Source organism: Massilia sp. BGA-UO-ETr-WB1, from assembly GCF_059567845.1.
This window is the reverse complement of the sequence record NZ_JCAQOT010000013.1, coordinates 415,512-433,495: the sequence shown is the minus strand read 5'-3', so window position 1 is coordinate 433,495 and position 17,984 is coordinate 415,512. Positions and strand designations below refer to the sequence as shown.

The 17,984-nt window shown below is 64.0% G+C and carries 18 protein-coding genes; 9 read left to right on the top strand and 9 right to left on the bottom strand.

Annotated features, from left to right (window positions below; genetic code table 11):
- Positions 1–64: 64 nt before the first annotated feature.
- The 3 genes from AC56DV_RS03275 to AC56DV_RS03265 all read right to left on the bottom strand — a co-directional run bounded on the left by AC56DV_RS03275 (position 65) and on the right by AC56DV_RS03265 (position 2,409).
- On the bottom strand, positions 65–811 hold the full coding sequence (locus tag AC56DV_RS03275; RefSeq protein ID WP_496312869.1) for an SDR family oxidoreductase: 747 nt from the start codon (positions 809–811) through the stop codon (positions 65–67).
- Positions 812–937: 126 nt separating this feature from the next.
- Entirely contained in the window at positions 938–1,792 is an 855-nt protein-coding gene (locus tag AC56DV_RS03270; protein WP_496312868.1) for a helix-turn-helix domain-containing protein, read from the bottom strand.
- 11 nt (positions 1,793–1,803) lie between these two features.
- Positions 1,804–2,409 (bottom strand): NADPH-dependent F420 reductase, encoded by a 606-nt coding sequence (locus AC56DV_RS03265; protein WP_496312867.1) that lies wholly within the window; start codon positions 2,407–2,409, stop codon positions 1,804–1,806.
- Positions 2,410–2,951: 542 nt separating this feature from the next.
- Here AC56DV_RS03265 and AC56DV_RS03260 point away from each other — a divergent pair.
- Positions 2,952–3,878: an AraC family transcriptional regulator gene (locus AC56DV_RS03260; protein WP_496312866.1), complete on the top strand. Its 927-nt coding sequence runs from the start codon at positions 2,952–2,954 to the stop codon at positions 3,876–3,878.
- A 6-nt stretch (positions 3,879–3,884) separates the two neighbouring features.
- Here the strand turns inward: AC56DV_RS03260 and AC56DV_RS03255 are convergent, their stop codons facing one another.
- The 4 genes from AC56DV_RS03255 to AC56DV_RS03240 form a co-directional block, all read right to left on the bottom strand.
- A complete protein-coding gene (locus AC56DV_RS03255; RefSeq protein WP_496312865.1) occupies positions 3,885–4,133 on the bottom strand; it encodes an Atu4866 domain-containing protein in 249 nt (82 codons plus the stop codon).
- Between the two features lie 24 nt (positions 4,134–4,157).
- Positions 4,158–5,027: an oxidoreductase gene (locus AC56DV_RS03250; protein WP_496312864.1), complete on the bottom strand. Its 870-nt coding sequence runs from the start codon at positions 5,025–5,027 to the stop codon at positions 4,158–4,160.
- Positions 5,028–5,168: 141 nt separating this feature from the next.
- Positions 5,169–5,915 (bottom strand): substrate-binding periplasmic protein, encoded by a 747-nt coding sequence (locus AC56DV_RS03245; protein WP_496312863.1) that lies wholly within the window; start codon positions 5,913–5,915, stop codon positions 5,169–5,171.
- 66 nt (positions 5,916–5,981) lie between these two features.
- On the bottom strand, positions 5,982–7,148 hold the full coding sequence (locus tag AC56DV_RS03240; protein WP_496312862.1) for a diguanylate cyclase domain-containing protein: 1,167 nt from the start codon (positions 7,146–7,148) through the stop codon (positions 5,982–5,984).
- Positions 7,149–7,236: 88 nt separating this feature from the next.
- Here AC56DV_RS03240 and AC56DV_RS03235 point away from each other — a divergent pair, with 88 nt between their 5' ends.
- The 8 genes from AC56DV_RS03235 to AC56DV_RS03200 all read left to right on the top strand — a co-directional run bounded on the left by AC56DV_RS03235 (position 7,237) and on the right by AC56DV_RS03200 (position 14,962).
- Positions 7,237–7,569, top strand: a complete 333-nt coding sequence (locus AC56DV_RS03235) for an ArsR/SmtB family transcription factor (RefSeq protein WP_496312861.1) — start codon at positions 7,237–7,239, stop codon at positions 7,567–7,569.
- A gap of 8 nt (positions 7,570–7,577) precedes the next feature.
- The gene (locus tag AC56DV_RS03230) at positions 7,578–7,835 is read left to right on the top strand and encodes a hypothetical protein (protein WP_496312860.1); all 258 of its coding nucleotides are present in this window, start codon (positions 7,578–7,580) and stop codon (positions 7,833–7,835) included.
- A gap of 25 nt (positions 7,836–7,860) precedes the next feature.
- A complete protein-coding gene (locus AC56DV_RS03225; protein ID WP_496312859.1) occupies positions 7,861–8,607 on the top strand; it encodes a DUF4386 domain-containing protein in 747 nt (248 codons plus the stop codon).
- A gap of 21 nt (positions 8,608–8,628) precedes the next feature.
- On the top strand, positions 8,629–8,910 hold the full coding sequence (locus AC56DV_RS03220; RefSeq protein WP_496312858.1) for a type II toxin-antitoxin system TacA family antitoxin: 282 nt from the start codon (positions 8,629–8,631) through the stop codon (positions 8,908–8,910).
- Positions 8,907–9,419, top strand: a complete 513-nt coding sequence (locus AC56DV_RS03215) for a GNAT family N-acetyltransferase (RefSeq protein WP_496312857.1) — start codon at positions 8,907–8,909, stop codon at positions 9,417–9,419. The genes AC56DV_RS03220 and AC56DV_RS03215 overlap by 4 nt, the downstream gene beginning before the upstream one ends.
- Positions 9,420–9,551: 132 nt before the next feature.
- Positions 9,552–12,134 (top strand): MXAN_6230/SCO0854 family RING domain-containing protein, encoded by a 2,583-nt coding sequence (locus tag AC56DV_RS03210; protein WP_496312856.1) that lies wholly within the window; start codon positions 9,552–9,554, stop codon positions 12,132–12,134.
- 120 nt (positions 12,135–12,254) lie between these two features.
- Entirely contained in the window at positions 12,255–13,982 is a 1,728-nt protein-coding gene (locus AC56DV_RS03205; protein ID WP_496312855.1) for an esterase/lipase family protein, read from the top strand.
- A gap of 98 nt (positions 13,983–14,080) precedes the next feature.
- Positions 14,081–14,962, top strand: coding sequence for a T6SS immunity protein Tli4 family protein (locus AC56DV_RS03200; RefSeq protein ID WP_496312854.1), 882 nt, complete (start codon positions 14,081–14,083; stop codon positions 14,960–14,962).
- Here AC56DV_RS03200 and AC56DV_RS03195 read toward each other — a convergent pair.
- Positions 14,959–16,866, bottom strand: a complete 1,908-nt coding sequence (locus AC56DV_RS03195) for an MFS transporter (RefSeq protein ID WP_496312853.1) — start codon at positions 16,864–16,866, stop codon at positions 14,959–14,961. The two genes, AC56DV_RS03200 and AC56DV_RS03195, sit on opposite strands and share 4 nt — an antisense overlap.
- Before the next feature lie 13 nt (positions 16,867–16,879).
- The gene (locus AC56DV_RS03190; protein ID WP_496312852.1) at positions 16,880–17,983 is read right to left on the bottom strand and encodes an N-acetylglucosamine-6-phosphate deacetylase; all 1,104 of its coding nucleotides are present in this window, start codon (positions 17,981–17,983) and stop codon (positions 16,880–16,882) included.
- Position 17,984 lies beyond the last annotated feature (1 nt).

Genomic DNA, 17,984 nt, shown 5'->3' with positions numbered 1-17,984 from the left:
GTGTGTGTTCTCAAGGGTTGATTAAACGCAGGCCGGGCCTGCCGGCCCGGCCTGCTTCAGCCGATTACCACGGCTGCTCGGTGGGCATGATAAACAATTCCGCCACGTCCACGTGATCCGGCGCCTGCAAGGCGTAGACGATGGAGTCGGCGATATCTTCGGCCTTCAGGAACTTCATCTGCTCCTTCAGTTGCTCCATTTGCGCGCGGTAGTTTTCATCGGTGATGTGCTCGAACAGCTCGCTCTCCACCGCGCCCGGCTGCAGCGAGGTGACCCGGATATTGTATTTCGGCGCCAGCTCCATGCGCAGGATATCCGAGAACGCGGCCACCGCGTGCTTGGTCGCGCAGTACACGCCCAGGCCCGGGAAGGTCTTGCGGCCGGCAATGGAAGAGGTATTGATCAGGTGCCCCGACTTTTGCGCCTGCATGATCGGCAGCACGGCGGCAACCGTATTGAACAGGCCTTTGACGTTGACATCGACCATGCGGTGCCATTCTTCCAGCCTGAGGCTGGCGATATCGGAAATCGGCATCAGCCCCGCATTGTTGAAGGCGATGTCGATGCGGCCGTAGGTCTCGTGCAGCGTGGCCACCCCCTCGGACACCGCAGTCTGATCGGTGACATCCATTTGCAGCGCGATGGCTTCGCCGCCGGCAGCTTTGATTTCGTCCACCAGCGCCTGCAGGCGATCGGGACGGCGTGCGGCGAGGCCGACTTTGACCCCGTGCGCGGCCAGTTTTTTCGCTGTGGCGGCGCCGATGCCGCTCGACGCGCCGGTGACCAGGGCGACTTTATCCTTGAGTTCCATGATGATTCCTTTACGAGTATTCGCTTCGTGACGGGATGTCTGAAGCACGGAATCATGATGCCGCCCAGCGATTTTTCCGTCGCGCGGCGGCTTGCTCGAACTATCGCGATCTTGCTGCGCACACTGTCAGCGATAGGCGGAAGGGGCGACACCGGTGTGTTTGCGGAACACGGCAGAAAAATGGCTGGGGCTGCTGTACCCCACCGCGAGTCCGATATTGATGATGGAGTCGCCGGTCTCGGACAGCAGGCGCCGCGCTTCTTCCATGCGCAGGCGGATGAAGTAGCGGGAGGGGGACAGTCCGGTGGACTGCTTGAACACGCGGCTGAAATGGAATTCGCTCAGGCCCGCCAGGCCGGCGAGCTGCGCCAGGTCGAAGGGCCGGGCGAGGTGTGCGCGCATGGCCTGGAACACGCGGTGCAGCTTGAATGCCTGCAGTCCGCCGCGCGGCCGGGCCGCATCGCTGCGGTAGCTGCGCGCCAGGTGCACCGCCATCGCTTGCGCGATGCCCTGGATGAACGGCGCACTGGGCGGGCGCTGCTCCAGCAACTCGACGCGGATGTGTTCCAGCAGCGCCGACAGGGTGTCGTCGCGCTCCCCGGATACCTCGCGCAAGGCGACATTCGGCATCATCGATACGCCCACGTACACGTGCATGACGACGAAGGGGGCACCGGGCTCGGCGTGCCAGCGCATTTCGGTGGGCGTGGTGGCGGTGGTGAGGAAAAAGTCACCGGCGGCGACGCGGTTAGCCAGCCACTCGCCGCCCGGCGCGCGTTCCTGCACCACGGCGACGCCGGACAGTATCCAGACGATCAGCGGCTCCGGCACCGCCGGGATAATGATGTTGTCCTGCACCTGGCGGCGCGACAGGATTTGAACGAACACATCCCCGGAAGACTGCGCACGATGTTCCTTGAGCAGTTCTCCGGGGATGTACTCTTCGAACGCCTCTGCGGAAGTACGCGGAGTGGAGTTCATTGTCACCTCATTTATCCCAGCTTGACGAGATTGACGGCGGGTAGCGGACCGCCTGGAAATTGTTGCAGGTAGCCGCCGACTTCCAGCCCGCCCAGGTCGATGCTGGCGAAGCCGAGCTGGTCTATCAATTGTGCCACCTCGGCTTTCGCTTCGCCATCGTCTCCGGACATGAACACCACGCGGCGCCCGCCGGCTTGTGCCGGATCCTGGGCCAGTACGCCGGCCAACAGCGTGTTGAATGCTTTGACCACCCGGGCGCCCGGTGCCCACTCAGCGACAACCTGGCTGGAGTTCTTGTTTCCCAGTTCGGCCAGCTTGTAACCGGGCAGCAGTACCGGATTGGTGGCGTCGATCAGGATGCGCCGGCCCCAGTTGATGTTCCTGAGCGCAGTCTCGGTGCGGGACCAGTTGGTGCTCACAAATACGATGTCTGCTTCTGCCGCCTGTTGTACGGTACCAGCTTGTGCCTTTCCGCCCAGGCTGGCCACCACCGGTGCCAGCGTTTCCGGTCCACGGCTGTTGCTGAGGATGACGTTGATGCCTGCCTTAACCAGCTGTTTGGCAAATGCCTGGCCGATGGCGCCGGCGCCGATGATGCCTACGGTATTGGTTTTCATGACGAGTTCCTTTGAATGGATGGTTTAAAGTGAATGAAAGAAATGGCGGTGCTTACATCAAATTTGCGGCGCGCAGTTGTGCTGCCACCGGTGTGCAAGGCCCCGGTAGCGACTGCCACCCAGTTCACATCGTGTCCCTCTGGCGGCACATAGGTCCAGCGCTCGCCGTCGCGCAGTTTCACGTGCAAGTTGTTGATCGGGGCACGTGGGCGGATAGGGCGCCGGTGGGCAGTTGTTCGGCTGATTTCATGTTTTGTGCTCCGTTGTTTAAGTGCATGAGTGAATCTTATCGACGGCCGATCTATCCGAATAGCCTATATAATTAGATGTTTTCCATCTAAAAAGGCGATGGATGGTGGCGGCATCAAGCCCGGCTGGCTGCTGGCAGCATGAATGCGTTCAAGGCCAAAGCACAGCCGGCATTTCGCGCTTCTTGAGTAAGCTGAACCGCTGTGAAGCCAGTATCCTTGTCGAGCGGAAGAGGCGAAATATCGGATAATATTGCCGCGTTGCCTGATCCTCTACATCGACATCCGGAGCCTATGAACAACGAACATCAACATCGCTTGGTCGCCTTGCTAAACAGGCTGGCACCGTTCGAGGGGTATACCCTGTCGGCGCTGGAAGGTGTCAGGTTCATGCGCGCGAATCGCTCCTTGCCGCGCATCCCGGTGATGTACGAGCCATCCATTGTGATCGTCTGCCAGGGACGCAAGCGGGGCTACCTGGCCGACGAATCGTACGTCTACGACGCCAACCATTACCTCGTGCTGTCGGTGCCCTTGCCGTTCGAGTCGGAAACCGAGGCCAGCGAGATGGAGCCGATGCTGGCTGTCGCGCTGCGCATCGACTTGCAGGTGGCGGCCGAACTGGTGCTGGCACTGAGCAAGTCGCGCAAGGATAAGATGATGGCGCCGGCCGGCATCCATTCAACGCCGATGAGCGACGACATGAGCGATGCGCTGCTGCGGCTGTTGACCGCGCTGACCGTGCCCGATGATGCCGCCATCCTGGGGCCTGCGATCGTGAAGGAACTGCTGTACCGCGTGTTGACCGGTCCGCAGGGCGGGGCGGTGCTGGCCTCGCTGACCCAGCAAAGCCAGTTCGGCAAGATCGGCAAGGCACTGCGCAAAATCCATGAGCAGTATGGCAGCGACATCGACGTGAGCACGCTGGCCAGCGAAGCCGGCATGAGCGTGGCGGCGTTCCACGCCAATTTCAAGGCGGTGACACATACCACGCCGATCCAGTATTTGAAGAGCACCCGGCTGCACAAGGCACGCCTGCTGATGGTGCAGGACGGGGTGAGCGCGGCGACCGCGTCGAATATGGTGGGATATGAAAGCAGCTCTCAGTTCAGCCGCGAGTTCAAGCGCTTCTTCGGCCGCACGCCCTTGCAGGAAGCAGTCGAGATGAAGAGCGCTCTGATGCTGATGCAAGCGGAGCGCCCTGCTAGCTATGCGATGTAGCCGGGGTTAGTGGCGTTCGCGGTAGAGCACCATGCCAGCGTGATACAGCACGCCGTCGCGGAAATCGCCATCGGCGACGAAGCCGGTGTCGTCCTCGTAGTCGATGTGGTCGCCGGTAACCAGGTAGTCGCCCTGGTAGGCGCTTTGCTTGCCGCCCCTGGCCTCGTCGTAGCGGCCGTTGGGCAGCAATTCGTGACGGATGTAGCCGTCAGCCGTTACCCACATGCCTACATATTTGTTCTCTGTCCGGTTCATCTTGTTCACCTTGAAAAGTTGGGTTCAGTTGGCAGGGCGCCATTGCTGAGAGTCCGCGTATTGGCCATCCGTGGCGACCGAGCTGTCGCGCCAGGTTTCGATGTCGCTTCCCATGGCTTGCAGCTTTTGCAGGCCAATCTGGACTGCGGCACTGCCGGCCACAAAACGCAAGGGGGGCTCAGGATGGTTTGCGAGCAGTATCATTGCCGCCGCAAGCCTGGCCGGATCGCCCGCCTGCCTGCCATTGCGGGCCTCGAATGTCGCGCGGGTCTTGCCGCGCGCCGCAGTGTAGTCGTGCAGCAGTGCGCCGCCCACCTGCAGGGACTTCGCGGACAGGAAGTCGGTGCGGAAAGGTCCTGGCGCGACGATGGTGACGCGGATGCCAAACGGTCTCACTTCCTCGGCAAGCGCTTCGGAAAACCCTTCGACAGCGAACTTGCTCGCGCAATACAGCGAGCTGAAAGCTGACCCCCTCATGCCGGCGAGCGAGGAGAGATTGAAGATATGCCCGGAGCGCCCGGCCCGCATCACCGGCAGCACTGCACGCGTGACGTTCATCAGCCCGAACACATTGCTGTCGAATTGCGCCTGGGCCTCGCCGGCCGTGGTTTCCTCAAAAAAGCCGAGGTGGCCGTAACCGGCGTTATTCACCAGGACGTCGATGCCGCCGAAGCGTGCAATGGCGGCGCTCACGGCACCGCTGATTGAGGCTGCGTCGGTCACGTCCAGCTGATAAGTGAGCAGGTGGTCGTGCTTGCCGCGCAGCGCCGCGGCGACCTGCTCTGGATCGCGTCCGGTTGCGACCACCTTGTCGCCGCTGGCCAGCGCAGCCTTCGCCATTTCCAGCCCAAGGCCACGGCTTGCACCTGTTATTAGCCAAGTCTTTTGCATCATGATCTCCTTTCAAGTGAGTCCATGATACGGGCGGGGTCCGGTGCATGAAATGCGCAATTCTCGCTGTTGATTGCCTGTTTCTATAATTAGTCGCCGCGCGCCTTGGAGGGCAATACCTGATATCGGCATGGAGCCCTGTTTTCATTCCCCCGCGCCGCGCTCTTGCTCGAGCGCCGTGGCGATATGGCGGCCGATGGCGCCGTTTGATTTCATTTTCGATAATGTTTCAGCCAGGCGCGGCGCCAGTGCCTCGTGCCGCTTGTGCAGGTAGATGTAGACCGGCGTATCCTGCACCAGCCCGGCGTTGTAGACGTCGTGATAGCGCTTGTGCAGCCTGGCCAGTTGCCGCTGGCCAAACTCCTCCAAATCGACAAAGATGTCCGTCTGGCCCAGCGCCACGTTCTGCAGCCCGGTCTGGCTGTCGACCACGGAGGAAATCTGCTGCAGGGGCAGCACCTGCTCGAGGCGCGTCTTGAAGGTGATGTAACCGCTGCGGTATTCCACCCTGTAAGCCGTGCCTTTCAGGCTGTCCCAGCCGGTGATCTTCAGGCCGGGGAGGCGGGTAAAGGCGGCCACACGGAACGAGAGCAGGGGTTCTTCCACCCGCACCAGGTTGGGATGGCTGTCGGCGTAGGCGTAAGCCCGTCCTACCTCGCCGTCGATCTTGCCTGCGTGGGCTTCAATGCTGCCGCGCAGCGGCGGGAACATGCGCACTTCCACCGCCATGCCCAGCTGCTGGAAGGCGTCCGCGCAGATCAGCGACAGCACCCCTGGGGCAAAGCTGGCTTCCTTGGGGAATGGGTGGGCCAGCACCATGGTCTCGCCCGCACTGGCCCCGCCCCCAAGCAGCAAGCTTGCGCACAGCGTCGAGAAGACGGCGGATCTCACGATTGCTCCTGGTGGGAAGATGGGGATGCAGGTCTTGCCCCATTCTACTCCGTAGTGGATTGCTAGTTACGTGGCCGCTGCCTGCATTCCCTTATAAATCTCGCATCCGCTCTTGCCGTTGCGCTTCACGTGGTACATGGCCTGGTCGGCGCACTGGATCAGCTCGGAGAGGCTGTTGCCGTGCTTGGGGTACAGGCCGATGCCGATACTGGCGCCCAGCGTGTGGCTTTGCCCGTTGACCTGCACCGGCATGGTGAGCTGGGCCAGCAGCTTCCTGGCGATCTCCGCCGCCTGGTCCTCGCTGTCCAGCTGGGTGCCGATGACGACGAACTCGTCGCCGCCCACGCGCGCGCAGATGTCGGTGCTGCGGGTGTTGCCCTTGAGGCGGGCGGCCACGGTTTTCAGCACCTCGTCGCCGGCCGCGTGGCCGGCCGTATCGTTGATGGGCTTGAAGTTGTCCAGGTCGATGTAGAACACGGCGACCACCTGGTGCGGACGGGTGGCGAGTACCAGCGCCTGGTCGAACAGCGTGTTCATGTAGCGCTTGTTGTTGAGCCCTGTCAGCGGGTCGAGGAAGGCCAGGTCCAGCGCCTTGGCCTCGGCCTCGAGCAGGCGCGCCTGGAACTGCGCCAGGACGGCGGCCAGCAGCGACAGGTACTGCACCAGCACCAGCACCGTTCCCAGCACAAAGCCGTTCCGGAACCAGCTGGGGAACAAGTACAGTATCAGCGGCGCCGCCAGCCAGTGCGCGGCCAGCGCGACGCAGGCTGCCGCCGTGATGGCCAGCGGCAAGCCGGGGAACTCGGCGCGTTTTTTCAGGATGAAGCCGGCCATGCACAGCATGAAGCCGGCATTGACCAGCGCATAGCCGAGCGTGCGCGCCCAGGAGGGAAAGTCGGCGGCCAGCGCAAGGAACAGCCAGGCTTCGGCCGCCAGCGCGGCGGTCCAGAACCAGCGCATGCCGGTGTCCAGGTTCAGGAAGCGCACCAGTCCCGTCATCAGGAAGGGCTTTTCCAGCACGTTGAACACCACGTACACGGCGATGGCCAGGCGCTGGTCCGCCACTGCCAGCAGGACGAACAGGCTCAAGCGGGCCATCAGCGCGCAGGAGATGGAAATGGCCCACCAGCCGGCCCCGGAATTGGTGCGGGGCACGCGGCTTACCCAGAGAAACAGCAGGATAAAGATGAAGTAGGTGGTGCTGCCGAATGTATGCACAATTTCGTAGGACATCGCCGATCCCTCCCGATGACTTGCATAACTGAATCTTACCTCATTGAATTTGCTTGACCTTATGTCATGTGTCAGATATTGTTGACAGGTGAGCGCAAACAACACATCCCTCGAAGGCGACCAGCTGCTGGCGGTACTGGCGGCGCTGGCCAATCCGCACCGGCTGCGCATTATTGCGGCGCTGGTGGCGGGCGGGCGCAATTACGTCAGCCAGCTGGCGCGCGAGCTCGGCATCAGCCGTCCCTTGCTGCATCTGCATTTGCAAAAGCTGGAGGAAGCCGGCCTGGTGGTCAGCCAGATGGAATTGTCGAAGGATGGCAAGGCGCTCAATTATTTTGAGCCCAGCAGCTTTTGCATCGAGCTGTCGCCCGCGTCCATCGCGGAGATGGCGAAAACGCTCAAAGTCCACAACGAACAGTAGGGGTTGCCATGTCTGAAAGCATATACCTGTTGACGATCTGCCTGCCGCTGGGAGCGGCCGTGATCATCTTCGGCATGAAGTACTTCTCGGCGGCATTCGCCGCCCGCGCCCGCGCCGAGAGCGACGCGGCCTACAGCGCGCTGGCCGAAAAGGCGGTGCAGGCGCAGGCGGCCCAGCAAGCCACCTTGGCGGCCATGCAGGCGGAAGTGGCCAAGCTGTCTTCCAGCCTGGCGTCGGTGGAAAAAATCCTCAAGCAAGTCGAATAATCCTCAGCCTCTCACCGGAGCAGATATGGACGGCAGCAATCTCATTCACCCGCCGCGCGCAGCGCTGCAAACCACTGCGCGGCTGGGCGGCGTGCTGTACCTGGTGGTGATCGTCATCGGCCTGCTGGGCGAGACGCTGATACGCGGCACCCTGGTGGTGGGCGGCGATCCGGCCGCCACCGTGCGCCGCATCCAGGAGTCGGAATGGCTGTGGCGGCTGGGCGTGGCGGGGCAGATCGTGCTGCTGGTGTGCGCGGTGGCGCTGACGTGGGTCTTCTACGTGCTGCTGCGGCCAGTGAGCAAGAATCTGAGCCTGCTGCTGGTGCTGTTCGCCATCACGTCGCTGGCGGTGGAAAGCGTCAGCGCGCTGCAGCTGCAGGCCATGCTCGACACGCTGGCGATGGCGAAATACCTGAAGCCGGAGGATTTGCATCAGCTGCACACGATGGCCTACCTGACGGTGGTCTCGCACGCGCAGGCGTTCGGCCTGGCGCTGGTCTTCTTCGGCGTCGAAATCCTCATCGTCGGCTACCTGATCTGGAAGTCCGGCTTCATCCCGAAGAGCATCGGCGTGCTGATGCAGGTGGCCGGCGTGTGCTACCTGATCAACAGCTTCAGCATGGTGCTCAGCCCATCCCTGGCCAGCATGCTGTTCCCCGCCATCCTGCTGCCTGCCTTGGTGGGGGAGAGCGCGTTCTGCCTGTGGCTGCTGATTAAGGGCGCGGGGCTTCCATTGAGTTTGGTCAGCGAAGCTTCGCGCGAACTGCCGTAAAATGAGGCAGGAGGATACGCCATGGCCGCCGATAACCCGACAATACGCTTCGAAGCGTTGATCAGCACGGAACTGAACGATTTGCTGCGGCTTGCGGCAGAACTTCAGGGCCGCTCCATTTCAGAATTCGTTGTCGCTGCTGCACAAGAGGCGGCGAAGCAGGCGATAGCGCAGACCGAAACGATTCATCTTTCCGCACGCGACCAGGAAATCTTTGCGCGCGCCTTGATAGAACCCTCACCGTTGACGCCTGCCATGAAGCGCGCGATTGTGAATCACAGCAAGCTGATACGCTCGGAATGAGTCCCCTGGCGCTTCGAGTCGTGCCGCTGGAAAAGCACCACGACCGCCGCCGCTTCCAGTCTGGTTCGCCATTGTTGGACCAATACTTCAAAAAACAGGCTACCCAAGACGTACGCCGTCGCGCAGCCACTTGCTTTGTTGCGCTGTGCGATGATGATCAGATCGCGGGCTTTTACACGCTTTCCGCCAGCAGCGTTCCATTGGTGTCATTGCCGGCCCAACTGGCTAAGAAATTGCCGCTCTATCCGCGTGTTCCTGTTGCCCATATGGGACGGCTTGCAGTTGATGAAAAGTTTCAGCGACTTGGGGTTGGTGGCAGTTTGCTGGTGGATGCGTTAGCGCGGACGTTACGCTCTGAAATTGCGATGTTCGCTCTGCATGTTGATGCAAAGGATGAGGTCGCGGCGTCCTTCTATCGTCAACACGGTTTTCTGCCACTACAGGATCGGCCGCTACAGCTATTTTTTCCAATGTCTCAGTTCAGGCAGCACTTTGCAAAGGGCGCTTGATAGCTCTGCTGGGTGCAAAAAGTTTGAAGCGCTGCGCAGGATCAGTTACGATGCCAGTTGAGAAGGCTTAGGCCGGACTTCCTTCTACATCCGATTCAGTCTGGCCGCTTCCCTTCTCAACTTTTTCGCACGATGACAACTGGGTATTCCGCGACCGATTCCTTACTGCTGCGGCGGCATGCCCAGGTCTTCGTTTCCCCGGGGACGGCGAGCGTTCCGGATTCTTATCTGGACGCGTTCGAAGTCAACCTGGCCGGGGCTGGATACGCCATCTCTTCATCGCTGCGCGAGCGTTTGCGCACGCGCACGCCGTTGGAACTGGGCGCGCTGCAAGCGCATCTGTTTGAAACCTTGTTGACCAAGGTGGGCGGCCAGCACAAGCACGTGCCGCTATTCCGGCATTTTCCCGACGGCGTGCCGGATGACACTTTCGACTTGTGGTGCCGCAAGGTCCTGAGCCATTTCATGCAGGCCGAAGGCCAGCCATGCCTCCACTGCGGCCAGACCAATACGACGCACGTGCTCAACCCCTGCCGCCATGTGGTGTGCGACGCCTGCTTCGATGGGAGCAATTATTCCGCTTGCCCGGTATGCGAGCACCATGTCGACCCGTCCTCGCCTTTCTTCAAACCGCCGCCGGAACGGGCGGGAGGAAGCGCACCCGCCACCTTGAAGCTGCTTTCGCTGGGCGAGTCGCTGGACGCATCGGCACAGGAGCTGTTTGTGTCCTTGTGCGCGCGCAAGCAAGTCCTGTCGCCGGTGGACAAGGATGATTTTGCCGCGCTGATACGGGATCGCGGTGAAACTATTTTGGCCTGGCTGCCCGCCGGGATCCCGGTGCGTGAGAATGTGGCCACCTTGTTTGGCGAGCTGCTGAAACGGATGCCTGCCGAGCCCGTGCTGGCGGCGGCGCGGCGTTACTTCAACAGCGCCACCGACGTCGCGCGCCTGATCGCCGCCTATTCGGGTGCGGATGTGGCCCTGCAAGGGCAAACCGTGTACCGGGCACGCAAGACCGCCGATTTGCGCGGCCTGGCGAAGTACAAGCATATGTTTGCGGCCTGGTCCCACTGGCAGCACCAGCAGTCAATTCAGCTGCCTGTACTGGTCAAACGGTTCAAGGTGGCGAAGCTGGGCCGTCCGCTGCGCCGCGCCCTGCTTGCCTGCCTGGAGGGGATGGACCCGGATGCATTGATCGAAGATATGCTGCGCCACCGTTCGTACTGGGTCTGGCTGGGGGAGTTTTTGCATCCGCATGAGTACCACGCGCGCTTCCCCAACACGGCGCGGGCATTCGAAGTGGTGCGCAAGAAGGCGCCCGACGGCACCCGCGCTGCGGCGTTCACAGGCTACTATTCGAAGCTTGAAAGCGCGGCCATCCGGAAAGATGCGAGGGGCATGACCGCCTTGCTGGCGCAGCGTCCTGGAGAGCTGGCGCGCCGCTTCGACCATGCGCTGCGCGTGGCGGGCAGCGACGCCGGCGCAGTCGATCAACTGCTGGCAGCGTTCTCCGCTGCCGCACCGCGCCTGGCGACGCCGGTACTACTGACGCTGTCTTCGCTGCTGCCTGCCCGCGCGGTAGCGGGGAAGACCCGCGTCTACTGGCCCAAAGGCAAGGTCACCAAGGGCGTGTTCGCGCCGGACGAGCGGCCTGCGCTGCCTGCGCTGGCGATTGAACGGTCGCTGGCCGTGCTGGAAAGCGAGCTGCTGCGCCGCTTTGCGGAGAAAAAGCGGTTTCCTGTGTTCCTGATCGATACCCGCCTGAAGGAAGTCATGGTTCCCTTCAATGAACGTACGGCGAGCCGCTCGGCTATCCAGCTGCCCAGAGGGTCGACCATGGACGTGGCGCTGGCGGGCACCATGCGCCTGTTCCTGCACTGGTGCGAGCCGCAGTCGGGCGGCGACGTCACCGACCTGGATCTCTCGGTTGCCTTTTATGACAAGGACTGGCGGTTCTGCGGCACTTGTTCGTACTACCAGCTGAAGTTCGAGTCCGCCCAAGGCGGGGAGATTGCCCGCAGCGCGGGCGATCTGCGCAGCGCACCTTACCCGAACGGCGCCACCGAATTCATTGATATCGACTGCGAGCGCGCGCTGGCCGGCGGCATCCGCTATGCCGTGGCTGTGCTGAACAACTATGCCGGCATGCCGTTCGAGCAGCTGGAACACGCTTACGCGGGTTTGATGCAGCTTGACGATGTTCATGGCGCCCACTTCGACCCGAGAGCGGTCAAGCTGAAATTCGATCTGCAGGGCGAGAACGGCATATTCATGCCGCTGGTGCTGGATTTATCGGCCGGCCGGCTGCACTGGCTGGACGTTTACTCGAAAGGCGAACTGGCTTTCAACAATGCAGACAGCTCGAATGCGGCCATCACCGCCATTTGCCCCACGCTGATCGGCTATTTCGCCAGCGGCATCCGGCCCTCGCTTTACGAGCTGGTGTTGCTGCATGCTGCCGCCCGGGCGGACAGCGTCGTGTTGCGGGGCGAGGAAGATGTCGTCTTTGAGCGGCACGGCGATGAGGACAGCATGGCGTTCCTCAAGCGGATACGGTCCGGCGGCGGTGCAGCCCTGGCCGTCGTGCCCGGCGACAGCCCGGTCTGCGCCGCCTTGCTGGAGGGCGACGTATCGCTTCCGGCGGATAGCCAGGCCTACATACTCCAAGCAGGCATCAGCGCCGGGACCATTTCGCCGGCCGATTTCCTGTCCTGAGCCGGTTGCGCACGCTAGCTCAGCCGCGCGGCACGCTTTTTTTGAATCGCGTAAATTATGTAGAATTAAACAACTACGCGAGCGGGGCGTGAATAGCATGATGAGAGCGAGGCGGGTGTGATGGCCAGCGTGCCTGACGATACTGAGCGCGGCCAGCAATCGATACCGGATGCCAAGGGCATGCCGACGTTCGCCTGGCAGACCACCAGCTCGCTGCTGGCGGACGCCGTCAAGCTCACCATGCCGCCATCGCATATCCTGCCCATCATCTTCGTGCCCGGCATCATGGGCTCCAACCTGTCCAGCACCGACGGCGACGAGGTCTGGGTGCTGAACAAGACCGCCGGCGCGCCGCTCGGCCTGGCCATGATGTGGGCCAAGCGCGGCTCGGGCACGCGCCAGAAGGTGCTGCATCCGAAACGTACCCGGGTCTACCGCGAAGGCGCGGTGCCCAAGAAGGGCGTGGGCAGCATCCGCGACAAGGCGCATTTCATCCAGCGCGGCTGGGGCGAGGTGTCCGAAGCCAGCTATCACAAGTTCCTGCTGTGGCTCGAGCAGAAGATGAACGCTGAAGGCTACGACCCGGCCTACTGGGACGACTTCTCCTACACGTCCGTGAGCGCCACGCCCAAGCCGGGCGAAAAGCCGCCGCCGCGCAAGCTGCCGCCGGGGATCACAATGGACATGAGCGGCCTGCCGCGCATGGCCGAGGACGACCACGTCACCACGCCCATCCTGTCGGACGATCTGCTCAAGCGCGCCAAGTGCCGCTTCCCGGTGTACGCCTGCGGCTACAACTGGCTGGCCTCCAACACCGAGGCGGCGGACGCGCTGAAGGCGCGCGTGGCCGAAGTCATCGCCGAGAACAACAAGGGTTCCTACAAGTGCGAACAGGTGATCCTGGTGACGCATTCCATGGGCGGCCTGGTGGCGCGCTGCTGCGCGCAGCTGGACGGCATGGCCGACAAGATCGCCGGCATCGTGCACGGCGTGATGCCGGCGGTGGGCGCGGCGGTGGCGTACCGGCGCTGCAAGGTCGGCATGCGCGAGGAGAGCTTCGCGGCCGGCCTGGTCATCGGCTCCAACGGGCGCGAAGTGACGGCGGTGTTTGCGCAGGCGCCGGGAGCGTTGCAGCTGCTGCCCTCGGTCGAATACGGCCCGCACTGGCTCAACATCAAGGACGACAAGGGCCACCCGGCCGAACCGCTGCCGAAAGCCGATCCGTACGCGGAAATCTATTTGCAGCGCAGCGCGTGGTGGGGGCTGGTGCGCGAGGAATGGCTGTCGCCCAAGGACGGGCTGGCGATCAAGTGGAACGAGTTCGCCAAGAACGTCAAGCTGGCCAAGGCCTTCCACGACGAGCTGGCGGGCCAGTACCATGCGCAGACCTATGTGTTCTACGGCGGGAAGGTGGGCAACGGGGATGGCTTCGACAGCTTCGAGAAGATACACTGGAACATGAAGCGCGGCATGTCGCCGGGCGGGAAGGCGCCGGACTTGGCCGCCGCGCTGGACTACGGCCACGACCAGGTGCGCACAGACGGCAGCAACAAGCTTTACATGGGCGGCCAGACGGAATACATGCCGGACTATTCCGGCTACGGCGCTGGCGGTCATGTGTATGAAACCAGTTTCTACGAAATCTCCTGCGGCATGCAGGACGGGCATGGCGACGGCACGGTGCCGGCCAGTTCCGGCAGGGCGCCGCGCAAGTCGGGCGGCGGCAATATCAAGCAGCAGTTCAGGCTGAGCGGGTTTGAACACGAACCGGCCTACGGCGACGCCGTCGCGCAAAAGGTCACGCACTACGCGATCACCAAGATCGCGGCTATCGCAAGGCTGGCATGAAGAAGATACTTTTATCGGGCATGGCCGTCGTGCTGGCGGCATGCTCTTTGGTGGAGGCTAAACCCGTGGCTATCAGCAAGGAGACCCGTGCCGTGTGCATGGGACGGCATCAAATGGAACTGCCCAAGGATTTCGAGCAGGCGATGGGATCGTCGTCGATCTTCACGCCGCCCGGCCTGACCGATGCGGGCGCGCCGATCGATGTGATGGTGAAGGCCGCCGCCATCGACGCGGCCGAGTTCCAGCGCCAGGTCGAGCTGCGCCGCGGCGCCTTGCTGGCGGCGCAGCGCAAGACCACCAATGTGCTGAAGGAGGTGGTCCGCGTCAGCAAGGAAGCCACCATTTTCCGCGTGATGGAGATCGACGACGCGTACAACGACGAGCTGCATTTGCTGCGCGACGGCGTGTACATCGTGGCGTCCACCGACTCGTACGAGAACAGCTACCTGAAAGCCGAGGCGCGGCTGCTGGAGTTCGCCGGCCATGTGGCGAAGGCCGGCGACGGGCCCAACGCGCCCAAGGGCTTTTGCCTGGGACCGGTGGTGGTGAACGGGCGTTACGCGGGCGAGTACGGCAAGCTCAGTTTCCGCAGCAAGGCGGCGCCGGACGTGCAGGTGTCGGTGGTGGTGGACACGTACGCGCCGGACGAAAGCAAGTCGCTGCTGCAGCGCGTGAGCGGCGGCGATTCGCTGCTGACGCGCATGGGCGCCCATCCCAAGGTGCTGCGCAAGGGCGAGCTGCAGGTGGCGGGCATGAACGCGCAGGAGTGGCTGGCGTGGATACAGCCGGAGGAGGACAGCGCGCGCAAGCAGTACAGCTTTGCGCTGGAAACGCGGCGCCCCGCGCCCGGCCCGCTGCAGCCGTCGCTGCACCTGGAATTCGACGCGGGCAAGCGCGGCGACAGCGGCTTGAGCCAGGAGCAGGCGGTGGCGCTGTGGGACAGCGTCAGCCGTAGCATCCGCCCGCGCGCGGGGAACTAGGCTGCGCGCTTGCGGTCGAAGTGCGCTTCGATCGCTTCCAGGGTTTTCCCTTTCGTTTCCGGCAGCAGGAAGGCGGCGGTCAGGAAGTACAGCACCGCGCAGCCGGCGCCGTAGAAGAACATGGTGGCGTAGCCGTGCTGGCCCACGGTCGGCAGGAACACGGCCGCAATCACCGTCGACACAAACTGGTTGATCAGCAGGGCGATGCTCATGCCATTCGAGCGTATGCGCGTGGGCATCAGCTCGGACAACGCCAGCCACACGCACACGCCGGGGCCGACCGCGAAGCTGGCCACGAACAGGAAGATGGCCAGCGCCACCTGCCAGCCGTGCGAGGCGGGCGGCACCTGCGCCAGGTAGGCCTTCTCGATGCGCAGCGGCGCATTGACGGCGTCGGCCGGATCGGCGAAGGGGTTCAGATGCAGGCGGCGGAAGAAGGCGCCGATCACGCTGTCCGGCTGCACCGTGTCCTCGCGCGTCATGCGCAGTTCCGGCAAGGCCGGGTCGTCGCTGCGGCGGGTCTGCACGTTGGTGAACGGGCCATACGCATACGCCACCACCAGCTGCTGTGCCGCGCACTGGCGAGCTGAGCCGCATTCGGGGTCAGACCCCGAATGCGGCTCAGCCTGCTTGGGGGCGGCCAGGGCGGCGAGGGTGGTGCTGTCGAGGCGCAAGGCGAGGCTGTTGTTCTGGATGCGGGTTTCGACGGCGGGGCGCACGTCGCGCTGGCCGGATTCGGCGCTGCGGAACAGCAGGCCTGCCGCCAGCAGGGCGACCACGATGCCGCCGCTGCCCAGCATCAGCAGGAATTTGCGGCCTTTGCGGTCCACCAGCACCACGGCCACCACGGTCATCACCGCGTTCACCACCTTCAGGCCCACGTCGGCCATGTTGGCGGTGGAGCCGGGCAGGCCGGCCTGGTTCAGGATGTTGACCACGTAGGCCAGGATGGAGTTGATGCCGGTCGCTTGCGTCAGCGCGAGCACGAGGCAGGCCAGCAGGAAGGGGAGCAGGTAGCGGCGGCTGAGCAGCGGGTCGCTGGCGGAGGCTGCGCCGGCCGGGTCCACCCCGGGCGCGGCGGCGGACCCGGTAGCCGGTGCGGCCTGGGCTTGCAGGATGTCGCGCAGCTCGGCTTGCGCTTCGGCGGCGGGGCGGGTGCGCAGCAGGGCGGCCAGCGCCGCTTCGGTTTGGCCGCGGCGGGCCAGCCAGCGCGGCGATTCGGCCAGCAGCAGCGCGCCGGCGGTGAACACGATGCCCGGCGTGAGGCACATCCAGAAGATGCTGCGCCACGCGTTGTCCTTGGCGGCAAACACGGTGGCGGCGCGCTCCGCTTCGGGCAGCGCCTGCGCGGCGGCGGTAACGGCGTCCACCGAATGCGCTTGCGCCAGGCCGATCACGGCGGCGGCCACCAGGCCTATGGTCAGCAGCAGCTGGAACAGCGCGGCGCCGCGTCCGCGCTGCGAGGCGTGCAGGCATTCGGCCAGGTAGAGCGGCACCACCACGCCGATCAAGCCGCCGCTGACGCCTTGCAGCAGGCGGCCCAGCAGCAGCGGCGTGTAGCCGTCCGCCAGCGCGATCAGCGGGATGCTGAGCGTGAACAGCAGGCCGGACAGGGCCATTGCCCAGCGCCGCCCGATCAGGTCCGCCAGCGCGCCCGCGAACAGCGAGGACAGCACGGAACCCAGCAGCACCGCCGCCACGATAAAGCTGAGCTGCTGCGCGCTGAGCTTCCACGCCAGCGAGGCGGTCGATTCGAGGTAAGGCAGCGCGCCCGCGATGATGCCGACGTCGATCCCGTACAGCAGCCCTCCCATGCCGGCGATGAACAGCATGAAGCGCTTGGCGCGCGTTGGCGCCGCAGGTGCTGCGGATGCGGGGACGGCGGCTTGCTGGGCGTTGGACATCGTGGCTCCGTGACTAGTTTGGGGAAAGGTCGATGGCTTCGCCTTCGACATAGACGGCAACAGGCTGCAGCTCGGCGTTGAGCACCACCATGTCGGCCCAGGCGCCCGGCGCCAGGCGTCCGCGTCCGGTTTCGCCGAGGTAGTCGGCGGGGTAGAGCGACAGGCGGTTGGATGCGTCGGCCAGGTCGAGGCCGAGGCTGACGAAGTTGCGCAGCGCCTGGTCCATGGTCAGCACGCTGCCCGCCAGCGAGCCGGTGGCCAGCCGCACGCAGCCCAGGCACTTGAACACGCGCTGCGTGCCGAGCGCGTATTCGCCGTCCGGCATGCCGGTGGCGCTGGTGGCGTCGGTCACGCCGTACAGGCGCGGTATGGTGCGCAAAGCACTCCGCAGCGCGCCCTGGCTCACGTGCATCAGGTCCGGTATCACTTCGGCGTATTCGGCATGCGCCAGCGCGGCGCCCACCATGCCGGGGTTGTAGTGGTCCATGCCCGTCATGCCGTTGAACAGGTGCGTGAAGCCGGCCACGCCCGCGTTCAGCGCGGCCACGCCGTCCTCGTAGGTGCCGGCGCTGTGGCCGATCTGCACGCGGATGCCCATGGCCTTCATTTGCGGGATCAGTTCCAGGTGGCCGTCCACTTCCGGCGCCAGCGTCAGCACGCGGATCGGCGCGACGGCGTTCAGGCTGCGCACCAGTTCCATGCTGGCCACCATCACGTCCGGCGGCTGGGCGCCCAGGCGGTGCAGGTTGAGGAAGGGGCCTTCCAGGTGCACGCCCAGCATGCGCGCGCCGCCCGCGGGGCGCTCGGCGATCACGCCGGCCAGCCCGGCCAGCGCGCGCCGTATCGAGGGTTCCTTGGCGGTGAGCGTGGTGCCCAGCAGCGAGGTGGTGCCGTGGCGGGCGTGGGTGCGGGCCACGGTGGCGCCGGCGTCGCCGCCCTGCATGATGTCGACGCCGGAGGCGCCGTGCACGTGCAGGTCGACGAAACCGGGCAGTATCGTCAGGCCGCCATGACTGCGTGCTGCGGCAGGATCCTCCTGTATTTGCTGGATGCGCTGGCCGAAGCCGATGCTGCCTGTGATCCAACCTGTGGGGGTAAGTATTCTGCCGTGTAGCACG